Source organism: Devosia sp. MC1541 (genome assembly GCF_012847305.1).
Taxonomy (GTDB): Bacteria; Pseudomonadota; Alphaproteobacteria; order Rhizobiales; family Devosiaceae; genus Devosia.
The window spans coordinates 154,045-164,881 of the sequence record NZ_JABBDZ010000007.1 but is presented as its reverse complement, the minus strand read 5'-3'; the positions used below and the strand labels follow the sequence as shown (position 1 = coordinate 164,881).

The window sequence follows — 10,837 nt, the reverse complement described above, 5'->3', positions numbered from 1 at the left end:
ACCTTGGCCAATCTGGCCTACAACTTCGACCGCCTCGTCTTCCACGAAAAGCGCGCAACCGCGCCATGAGTCTGCCCGGATGACCGGGAAACGCCGTCAATGGGCACCGCCGATCGCCAAACGCCGCGCCAAATCTGCTCAAACACGGAAATCAGACGACCACAATCGCAGCCGCAGGCTCAGCGAGCCAGTTCTTGCGGGTCTTCAGCTGCCTGTCGTTGTCTATACGCCCGAGGATGTTGAGCTGCGTTTCCGCGTCTGGCGTGCCGATGCAGAGCAGATCGTAAAATAGCGTTTCTAGCCCGTCTGGGTTGACGCGGACTTTAGAGCTCTTTTGGAACGGCGTACCTCAGGTGCACCGTTTTTGTAACGTGTGCTTACGCGTTCGGAGCGCTCGAAATTTAAGGGATTTCTTGAGGCGGGCTATCTTGTCGCAGTCGACTCAGTGCCTTCACACTTGGGTGAGCGTTAGAGGACAAAAACAGCATTTTTGCGTCGTTCTGCGCAGGTGCTGTGGTCCGCGCGACAGTTGTATCTCTTGCCGGGCGTTGAGCCCAGAGTCACCGCGTGCTGTCTTGCGCGGTGAAAAACAAGCTTTGCTTTAGTGTTTAGTTGGGTCCCCGAAGCGGTAGTGGCTCGGCCAGTGAGAAATGGCGCTGAATTAACTCGCCAGTAGAATCTAATTTCTTGGATTCACTTGTCGAAGTTGATTGTTAACCAAGCGCGGTGACTTCATAACCCTTTGTAAGCGCACAACAAAAGTAACGTCTGATTCATGAGTGGCAGCTAGTTACTGCGTGCCGCTCACAGCATGGGTGCGAATTCCTTCTTGTAATTGATGAATTGCAAGGGACGGAGCGCTCACGCCTGTCGGCAGAAGAACGACAGAAAGACAGAATGCCTTCCACCGCCAACCGCTCGTCTCGAGGTTCTGTATGACCAGTACGCTCGAGCATATTCTTCGTCTTGACGGCGACATTGGCGTCAAAGCCGCTACCAGTGTGGCGGACGTTTTGCGTCAGGCCCTTCAAGATCACGCAAGTGTCCTCGTCGACACGCAGGCGGTCACTCATGCTGATCTCACCAGCGTTCAGACCCTGCTGGCTGCCAAGCGTTTGGCGGATCAAAACGAGACCACAGTGCGCATGGCAGAGCCGCTTGCTCCCGCCCTCGTGGACGCGCTTACAAGCTTGGGGCTGTTGTCAGCTGGTCAAGCCGACTTGTCGTTCTGGCCCCTTAATCCTGAACAGAAGTGAAGGCTTGAACTATGGCTAAAACCATTTTGACCATCGATGACTCTGCTTCCATTCGGCAGATGGTGTCGATGACGCTCATGACTGCCGGTTATGACGTGGTTGAGGCTGCCGATGGCGCCGAAGGCTACGAAAAGGCGATCGCGCAGCCGATCGATGCCGTGCTGACCGATCTCAACATGCCCGTCATGAACGGCATTGAGTTTGTCTGTAAATTCCGTGAGCACCCCTCCAGCAAGGGCGTGCCGATCATTTTGCTGACCACCGAGTCCGACGACGAGCTCAAGCGCCAGGCCAAAGAGGCCGGTGCGACGGGTTGGATCGTAAAACCCTTTAAGCAAGACCAATTGCTTGCGGTTATTAAGAAAGTCACGGGCGCATGATCGGGATAGATCCTGCGGAAACGTTCCGTCAGGAAGCACGTGATCTTTTGGAAGAGCTCGAAAGCGGGCTGCTTGACCTTGGGCAAGATCCGCAAAATCGTGCGTTGATCGACTCCAGCTTTCGCGCCCTGCACACCATCAAGGGCTCCGGGGCGATGTTCGGCTTCACCGCGGTGGCCAATTTCGTCCATGAGTTCGAGACGGCTTTCGATCGCGTCCGCAAGGGCCAGAGCGACGCCAGCTCGCGCCTGATCGATATTGCGCTCGAAGCCAAAGATTACATTAGCGCGCTGATTGAGGACGAGGAGACCGACGTCGACGGCGACGCTATTCTCTCGCGTCTGCGCGTTATCGTCGGCTCCAGTGCAACTGCGCCAGCGGCTGATGTCGCTCCTGCGGCGCCTAGCGTGGCGCCGGATGGGATTAAATCCTGGCGGCTTGAGTTTTATCTGCCGTCGGACGCTTTGGTTTTTGGCACTAATCCGCAGCTTTTGCTTGCCGAACTCGCCGACATTGGCCCAACCAAAGTCATGGCACTGACCGAGCGCGTTCCGGCCCTCGATACGCTTGATCCTGAAGTGCCACACATCGGCTGGCGCGTTGATATAGACGCAGTCGATCCAAGCGGTGCGATCGACGACGTCTTCATGTTCCTGCGCGATGCCATGGAATTAACGCTGGTCGAGGTGGCACCAGAAGCCGCTCCTGCGCCCGTTTCGGGGCCCTCCGAACCTGCACCGAGCTCGGTGTCGAAGGTTGCTGCCTCGGCCAAGGCCGATGCGACAGGCGACAAAGCTGCCTCAACCTCACTGCGGGTGCCAGCGGAGCGTCTTGACGAGCTGATGGATCGGGTTGGCGAATTGGTGATTGCGCAAGCGCGCCTGAGCCAGCTCGCTGCGCATTCGGACGATGCGACGCTGAAATCGGTCGCGGAAGATTTGGAACGCCTGTCCTCTGGTCTGCGCGATACGACCATGGGCATTCGCATGGTGCCGATTGGGACGCTGTTCAGCCGCTTCCGCCGCCTAGTCTATGACCTTTCAAGCGAGCTGGGCAAACCGATTGAGTTTGTTACCGCCGGTGAAGACACCGAGCTCGACAAAAATGTCATCGAACGTTTGGCCGATCCTCTGGTGCACCTGATCCGCAATGCCGTGGATCATGGTCTGGAATCTCCAGATCGTCGCCGCGCGAGCGGCAAATCGGAAACCGGCATCGTGCGCCTTTCGGCGACCTATTCCGGTGCGGAAGTTGCCATTTCGGTGACCGACGATGGTGCCGGGCTCGACGCTCAGCGCATTCGCGCCAAGGCCGAAGAAAACGGGCTGATCTCTGCCGATGCCAAGCTGAGCGACCAAGAGCTCTATCAGCTGATTTTCGCGCCCGGTTTCTCGACCGCCCAGCAGGTCACTTCGCTCTCCGGACGCGGGGTGGGCATGGATGTTGTTAAGCGCACCATTGATGGTCTGCGCGGCACCATCGAGCTCAACACCAATCCCGGTGCCGGGACCACTGCAAGCCTGCGCTTGCCGCTGACCTTGGCGATTATCGAAGGCATGTTGGTGCGCGTTGGCGATGGGCTCTACACCATCCCTCTGGCCGCCGTCGAAGAATGTGTTGAGCTGACCGCCGAGGCAGAAGCGACGCGTTCGGGCCGCAATTTCCTCGATATCCGTGGAAGCCTCGTGCCCTATTTGCGCTTGCGTGAAGTGTTCCAGACGCCTGGCGTCACCGGTGAGCACCAAAAGGTGGTCATCGTCTCGTCTGGCGAAGGGCGCGTTGGGCTCGTGGTCGATCAGATCATCGGCAACAACCAGACCGTCATTAAACAGCTGTCGCGTTTGCACAGCGGCATCCGCACCTTCTCGGGCGCGACCATTTTGGGCGACGGCTCGGTCGCGCTCATCTTGGATACGGCCCATCTGGTTTCGGCAGGACAAAGCTACGTTGGTCGCTCTGAGAGGGCCGCATCATGACCCAATCCGATATGAAAGCGCTCACCATTCGCTTAGGCGACGAAATCTTCGCCCTCGAAGCTGAGCGTGTCCGCGAAATTCTCGAGCCGGTGCCGACGACCCTCGTGCCCAATGCGCCTGAGTTCGCCGCCCATCTCATCAACTTCCGTGGCCGCGTCGTGCCGCTGACCGATCTTCGGGTCGTGTTCAACATGCCGCGTCCGCCCGCCGATCACGACACCCGTGTCGTCGTGATGGAACTCGAAATCGATGGCGAGCCGACCGTTCTCGGGGTTTTGGCCGACAAGGTCAGCGACGTCACCGACATTGAGGGCAAGTACATCGAAGACGCCCCCAAGGTCGGCATGCGCTGGCCTGCCGAACTGGTCAAAGCCATCGGCAAGCGCGACGGCGGCTTCATCATCATTCCCGATCTGGGACGCATATTTCAAAGCCAGGGCGCCAGAACAGCGCCTAATGCAGCATCAGAAGAAAGGCTCGCTTAGTGCGCCTATCCATTAAACTCAAACTGGCAGCAGTTTTTGGCCTTGTCGTTATTTTGGCGGGCGCGGGCAATCTGCTCGCCATCAACAGCCTTTCGACGCAAAACGCTCAGTCCTCCTATTTGATCAGCAATATTGCTGCACGCTCGGTAAATCTGGCCAATCTCAAAACCAGCTTCTTGAACGTGTCTCAGCAAGCCAATTCTCTGCTGATTATCAAGGAACCGAATGAGCGGGTCGCGATCCGCTCGGATCTCGAAGCCAATTACCAAGTCCTGCGTGCTGCAATCGAGAACGTTGCCGGTCGCCTGACCGACGAAGCCGATCTGGTTGCCTTTGAGCAATTCGTCAAAAATGTTGACGTCTACTGGGATTACGCGGTGCAGGTGGCCGATCTGGCCCTGCGCGATACCGATCGAGAGGCCATGGCGCTGAGCCTAGAGCATGCGGGGGTGCATGAAATGGCGTTCGAGCAGACGGCCTTGTCGCTGCGCGATGCTGCAACAGCGCGCTACGAAGCCCTAAAGCAGGTAAACCCTGCTGGTGCAGACGCCGCCTTTGAAGCCTATATCGGCTACACGCGCATGTTCACCGACACGGCAGATGTTTTTGCCATGCATCGCAATATCATGCTGTTGTCTGACGAACCGGCCACCCAACAGGCCATGTATGACGACTATCGCGCAGTATTGGACCGTATGCTCTCTGGCGTAACCCGCCTTGAGCGTTTGGCCGTTGGTGATGAGGTTGCGGTCTTTGCCTCGGCAATGACACAGCTGACAGAGCTTGCTGGCGCGATGGACGAAGCCGTCGATTTGGCAATGCAGCGCTCGGCCTATGTCGGCTACACGATCTCGACCCAGCAGGCTGCGCCATTCCGTCTCGAAGCCATGGCATTGGTCGATCAGATTATTGATCGCAATGCCCAGTATTTGATGAAGTCGGTTGCTGAAGCCGGCCACACCTTTGAAACCGACCGGAACTTCCTCATTGGCCTGATGCTCGTGTCGGCGCTGATTGCGCTAATCGCAGCAATTTTCATCACCACGACAATCACTCGCTCGCTCGGTCGTGCGGTGAAACTGGCTGAAGCCGTCGCTTCTGGTGATCTCAATGCCAAGGCCGAGATTAAGAGCAATGACGAAGTGGGCGATCTGATCACTGCGCTCAACATGATGACCGGCAAGCTCGGTGAAGTCGTGTCCGAAGTCGTCAGCGCCACCCGCAATGTTGCTGCTGGCAGCCAGGAAATGTCGGCAACCGCCGAACAGCTGAGCCAGGGTGCAACCGAGCAGGCCTCGTCCACCGAAGAGGCATCCGCCTCGATGGAACAGATGGCTGCCACCATTAAGCAGTCGGCTGAAAACGCCACCCAGACCGAAAAGATTGCGCGTCAGTCTGCTGCCGACGCTAAGGCGTCCGGCGAAGCGGTGACCAATGCCGTCAACGCCATGCAGACCATTGCTGAAAAGATCATGGTTGTGCAGGAAATCGCCCGTCAGACCGACCTTCTGGCGCTGAACGCAGCGGTGGAAGCGGCGCGTGCCGGTGAACATGGCCGTGGCTTTGCGGTTGTGGCTTCCGAAGTGCGCAAGCTGGCTGAACGCAGCCAGAGTGCCGCGGCTGAAATCTCGACCCTCTCGGGCACAACGGTTAAGGCTGCGCAGTCGGCAGGCGATATGCTGGCCAAGCTGGTTCCCGATATTCAGCGCACCGCTGAACTGGTCGAGGAAATCTCGGCTGGTAGCCGTGAGCAGAGCGCTGGCGCTATGCAGGTGAACGCTGCCATCCAGCAGCTCGACAAGGTCACCCAGCAGAACACCTCCGCGGCTGAAGAAATGGCCTCGACCTCGGATCAGCTGGCGGCCCAGGCCGAACAGCTCGAACAGGCGATTAGCTACTTCCGTCTGGAAGAAGAAGCGCGTGAACCAAAGCGCGTCGATCCAGCGCTGGTTGAGAAGGCCAAGCCTGTCCGCGCGGCAGCGCGCAAGTCCGAAGGTTCTGCCTCCAAATCTGCGCAGGGCGGTGGTTTCGACCTCGACCTCAGCGATGATGGTCAGGACGAAATCGACAGCGAATTCGCCCGTCGCCCGAACGTTTGAACGTTCAACCATAAGCAGGTCCGGTCGCTCGTTTTGAGCGGCCGGAGCCAAACATTGATTGCTGCTGCTTTGCGGCGCTTTGGATTGTCGAATGGCTGAATTATCTCAATACGTTACCCTAGGCGTCGCTGACGAAGTGTTCGCCGTGCCGGTTGGCAAGGTGCAGGAAATTCTGGATCTTCGGCCAATCGCACGCTTGCCGCGTGCGCCTCACTATCTTCTGGGCATGATTGATGTGCGGGGCGCATCTGTCCCCGTTCTCGATTTGCGTCTGACGCTCGACATGCCCGCTGCGGCCGACACCGAAACCAGTCGCATTCTGGTGCTGTCGGTCGAGGGCCCCAATGGCGGCATGACCGTGGGTCTCAAAACCGACCGGGTGTTTGAAGTCACCGTTCTCGACGATGACACGCTTGATCCTGCGCCGACCGTCAACAGCGGTTGGAGCGATCACGGCATTGCTGGCGTCGGTCGACGCAAAGGCGAGTTCGTCGTCGTGCTCGATCTTGATCGGCTTTTGAAAAAAGAAGTCACCGCTGCGACTTCCGCTCTTTGACCCAATTCACGATCGGCAGTCTTGCCGGTCGTGCCTTCTATCGTTTGGACATCAATTTGCACGCCTCCGCCACCACACCGCTTGTGGGTGATTTGGATCACCTCTCCAGCGTCGACTATGACCGTATCGCGAACATTATCTCGTCGCAGATCGGCATTCGTTTGCCTCCGGCCAAACAGTCCATGGTGGAAGGGCGGCTGCGCAAGCGCGTCCGCGCGCTCTCGCTCAAGAGTTTCCGAACCTATGGCGATTACCTGTTTCGGCAGGGCGGGCTCGACAATGAGCTGCCCTATCTCATCGATGCGGTAACGACCAACAAAACCGATTTTTTCCGCGAAAGCGACCATTTTGAGCTGATGCGCAGCCTCATGGTCCCGCAACTCCTCAAGGCGCGACTGGGTGAAGCTTCGCCGCTGCTCAAAGTGTGGAGCGCAGCCAGCTCAACTGGAGCCGAGGCTTACACAGCCGCTATGGTGCTCGCCGAGTTGCAAGCCCAAAGCAAAGACTTCCGCTATGCGATCTTGGCGACGGATGTGTCGCGCTCGGTGCTCAAAATTGGCCAGATGGCGATTTATCCAGAAGAGCAAATTGCTCCCGTGCCAAAGGCGATGCAAAGCCGATATCTGATGTTTTCGCGTCGCAACGGCATCCGCAATGACGTGCGCATCGTCCCTGAACTGCGCCAGCGTGTGCGCTTCAACTATCTCAATCTGATGGAAACCAGCTATCCGGTTGACCGTGACGTGGACATCATCTTCCTGCGCAACGTTCTGATTTATTTTGAGAAAAACGATCAGCAGGCGGTCATAGAACGGCTGATGAGCCACCTTCGTCCGGGTGGGTATCTGGTTCTGGGCCATTCTGAATCCATGATTGGGACCTCGGCCGGTTTCCACCAAATCGCCCCTGCGGTGTTCCAGAAAACAACGGTAGCTGCATGACTGAGCTGACCACCTCCAAAATTCGCGTGCTGGTTGTCGACGACAGCGCCTCGGTGCGCACGGCGCTCTCTGATATCATCAACTCGGACCCCGAGCTTGAGGTTATGGCGACGGCAACCGATCCTTATGTGGCGGTGGAACGCATTCGCCATGAAGTGCCCGATGTCATCTTCCTCGATATCGAATTGCCGCGCATGGATGGGCTGACCTTCCTGCGCAAACTCATGTCCCAGCGCCCCATTCCGGTGGTGATTTGCTCCAGCCTGACGCAAGACGGCAGCGACATGTTTTTGCAGGCGATGGAAGCGGGCGCCGTCGATATTGTGGCCAAGCCGCAGATGGACACGGCGCAGTTCCTACATGAATCGAGCATGCGCATTTGCGATGCGGCCAAGGCCGCGGCCCATGCCCGTATGCCCGGCACGGCCAAGCGCCGCGTTGCGGCCCCGGTCGCCCAGATCAAGGTCGAAGGCAAGCTGACGGCAGACGCGATTTTGCCGCCGCTCACCGATCTGCGCCGCACCAATCTTATCGCGCGCTTGCCGCAAACAGAGCCGCTAATTGCCATTGGTGCCTCGACCGGGGGCACGGAAGCCTTGCGCGAAGTGCTTGAGGCCTTGCCCGAAACCAGCCCGGCCATTCTGATCGTCCAGCATATGCCGGCAAAATTCACCGCCGCCTTTGCGCGCCGCCTCAACACCACCTGCGCCGTCACGGTCAAAGAAGCTGAAGATGGCGATGTGGTTCTGCCCGGTCAGGTGCTCATCGCTCCAGGCAATCAGCATATGGTTTTGGTGCGCAATGGCGCACGCTACACCGTGCGTCTGGATGATGGCCCTCATGTCGCGCGCCATCGTCCTTCTGTCGATGTTCTGTTCCGCTCGGTCGCGCAGTCCGCTGGTAAAAATGCCTTGGGCATGTTGCTCACCGGCATGGGCGACGACGGCGCAAACGGCCTTCTCGAAATGCGCGGAATGGGCAGCACCACCATCGCGCAAGACGAGGCGACTTCGGTGGTCTATGGCATGCCCAAGGAAGCGGTGCAGCGCGGCGCGGCGGTAAAAATTCGCCCGCTCGATCGCATGGCCGCCGAGATCGCCGCCTTTGCCCATGCTCACAACAGCTCTGGAGACAGCGCATGACCATTCAGCTTGATCCAGCACAGCTTCGCGCCCTCGTAGAGGACGTGCGCAAACCACGTGAAGCCATTGAAGCGGCCTTTGTCGACGCTGGCGATCGCCTGAGCGAAGGGGCAAGCTTGCTCAATACGCTCACCCGATTGTTCGAAGCCATGCCCAGCGCCTTGCAGGGCGAGGAAGTCGGCGCAGCGGTTCAGCATCTCGATGCAGTTTCGGGTCGCGCTCTGACGCTGTCCGAGCGCTTTGATTTTGAAAAGACTGACCTTGATAGCCTCGTCGGCGTCGTGACGGCAGCCTCCTCGCCCATCGATGCCCTGCGCCGCACCATCAAAATGATGGGCATTGTCTCGATCAATGCGCGCGTCACCGCCGCAGGCATTGTCGGCAATGACGATGATTTCGAGGTGTTCACCGCCGACATCAAAACCCTGTCCGATACGGCGGGCAAAACCATTCAGGAATTTGCGCAGGTCTATCGCCAGCTTGCCGATGAGGTGAGCCGGGCGTCGCTGCAGCGCTCTGCCTTTGAAAGCACCCATTCCAACACGCTGAGCACACTGGCGCAAAACCTCAGCACGGCCATTACCGGGCTCAATCAGCATCAGTTCCTCGCCGCCGAGTCCAGTATTGAAACCGGACGCGTCGGTCGGCAGATCACGGGACGTATTGGCAGCACTGTCATGGCGCTGCAGGTGGGCGACGCCACGCGTCAGCGGCTTGAGCATGTCGAGGCACTGCTGAGCGCGCTCTCAACCCTAGCCGAAAATGGCAGTTTTGAAGGCGAAGCGATTGCGCCAGAGCATCTGCCGCTCTGCCTTGCGGCACTCGCCGCCTTGCAGGACGAATTGTTTGGCGATTGCATCGACACCTTCGCCGATGAGGTCAGCGCGGCCCAAAACGCTCTGCGCGAGTTGGTCTCGGACGCCAGCATCATCATCTCCTTGAGCAAGGAGTTTCAGGGCGATGGCAAAGGCAGCGGTTCGGCCATCTCGACTCTGAACGTGCAGGTGGGCACCGCTGTGACCACGGTCAATGATTTCGAAGGCGAGCGCGGTAAGCTTGAGGCGACCTCCATTTCCGTTCAGGAATTGGTGCGCAAGCTGCTCGAGCATGTGGAAGCGGTTCAGGAAATCGAAGCCAGCATGCATCTTGTCAGCCTCAACACCGCCGTGCGCTGCGCCCAGATGGGGCCGCGCGGCGCGCCGCTTACCATTATCGCCATGCAGTTGCGCGAGCTGACTGCTGAAACAGTCACCGCTGCGCAAGCTGCGATGGAGCAACTGACGAAGGCGACAGCATTTGCTAGCAAGCTCCACGATGCTGAAGCGCAAAGCGCGGATGGCCCCGTGGGGGAATTGGAGCGGCGGGCCAAGGCGGCATTGGCGATCCTGCTGGAGCTTGATCAGCGCATCTCGGTCGCGCTCAAACAGCTTAACTCCGACGCACCGCGCGTCATTCGCCTGCTCGAAGCGGCCGAGCGCGGGCTCGAAGGGCAGACCCGTCTCGTTGAACGGCTCGACGCCATCAAGGCAGAAATAGAGGCTTTGCGCGGCGAAGACACGCCAGAGCAACTGCCGGACGCCCTCAAACCGATCTTTGCCAAGCTGCGCAAACTCTACACCATGGAGGCCGAGCGCCAGATCCATGATCGTCTGGTCGGCGCCCCTGTCGTTGCGGCCACCGCTGCAGCCTCAGCTGCCCCCGCCGCAGCCGATGACGACATTTTCTTCGGCTTTGATGAACCCGATGCCCCGGCTTCTGAAAGCTCTGACCTAGGCGATTTCGATCTCTTTGAAGCCGCCCCCCCTGCCGCTATCGAAGCGCCTGCGGAAGAGGATGTCTTCTTTGATGATTTCGGCACCGAGCCGGAGCCAATTGTGGCCAGCCCAACCAGCGACATTGACGGCTTTGAGCTCTTGAGCGAAGCGCCCGAAGTCAGTGTGACGGACCCTGAGCCCAAGAAAAAAGATGCCGACGATCTCGACGACATCTTCTTCTAAGCTAT

Annotated in this window: 10 protein-coding genes; all 10 read left to right on the top strand. The window is 58.7% G+C overall.

Going from position 1 to position 10,837, the window contains the following annotated elements:
* Positions 1-292, top strand: a 292-nt coding sequence (locus HKD40_RS10055) for an ecotin family protein (protein WP_282567890.1), incomplete at its 5' end; no start/stop codon positions are given.
* 643 nt (positions 293-935) lie between these two features.
* Positions 936-1,256 (top strand): STAS domain-containing protein, encoded by a 321-nt coding sequence (locus HKD40_RS10050; protein ID WP_169195608.1) that lies wholly within the window; start codon positions 936-938, stop codon positions 1,254-1,256.
* An 11-nt stretch (positions 1,257-1,267) separates the two neighbouring features.
* Positions 1,268-1,636, top strand: coding sequence for a response regulator (locus tag HKD40_RS10045; protein ID WP_169195607.1), 369 nt, complete (start codon positions 1,268-1,270; stop codon positions 1,634-1,636).
* Positions 1,633-3,612, top strand: a complete 1,980-nt coding sequence (locus tag HKD40_RS10040; RefSeq protein WP_169195606.1) for a chemotaxis protein CheA — start codon at positions 1,633-1,635, stop codon at positions 3,610-3,612. Before HKD40_RS10045 ends, HKD40_RS10040 begins: the two co-directional genes overlap by 4 nt.
* Complete coding sequence (locus HKD40_RS10035) at positions 3,609-4,097, top strand: chemotaxis protein CheW (RefSeq protein ID WP_248306003.1); 489 nt, start codon at positions 3,609-3,611, stop codon at positions 4,095-4,097. The genes HKD40_RS10040 and HKD40_RS10035 overlap by 4 nt, the downstream gene beginning before the upstream one ends.
* Complete coding sequence (locus HKD40_RS10030; protein ID WP_169195605.1) at positions 4,097-6,196, top strand: methyl-accepting chemotaxis protein; 2,100 nt, start codon at positions 4,097-4,099, stop codon at positions 6,194-6,196. The genes HKD40_RS10035 and HKD40_RS10030 overlap by 1 nt, the downstream gene beginning before the upstream one ends.
* 91 nt (positions 6,197-6,287) lie before the next feature.
* Positions 6,288-6,752 (top strand): chemotaxis protein CheW, encoded by a 465-nt coding sequence (locus HKD40_RS10025; RefSeq protein ID WP_169195604.1) that lies wholly within the window; start codon positions 6,288-6,290, stop codon positions 6,750-6,752.
* 83 nt (positions 6,753-6,835) lie between these two features.
* Positions 6,836-7,693 (top strand): protein-glutamate O-methyltransferase, encoded by an 858-nt coding sequence (locus HKD40_RS10020; protein WP_169195624.1) that lies wholly within the window; start codon positions 6,836-6,838, stop codon positions 7,691-7,693.
* Complete coding sequence (locus HKD40_RS10015; RefSeq protein WP_169195603.1) at positions 7,690-8,835, top strand: chemotaxis response regulator protein-glutamate methylesterase; 1,146 nt, start codon at positions 7,690-7,692, stop codon at positions 8,833-8,835. The genes HKD40_RS10020 and HKD40_RS10015 overlap by 4 nt, the downstream gene beginning before the upstream one ends.
* Positions 8,832-10,832, top strand: a complete 2,001-nt coding sequence (locus HKD40_RS10010; protein WP_169195602.1) for a hypothetical protein — start codon at positions 8,832-8,834, stop codon at positions 10,830-10,832. Before HKD40_RS10015 ends, HKD40_RS10010 begins: the two co-directional genes overlap by 4 nt.
* The last annotated feature ends 5 nt before the right edge of the window (positions 10,833-10,837 follow it).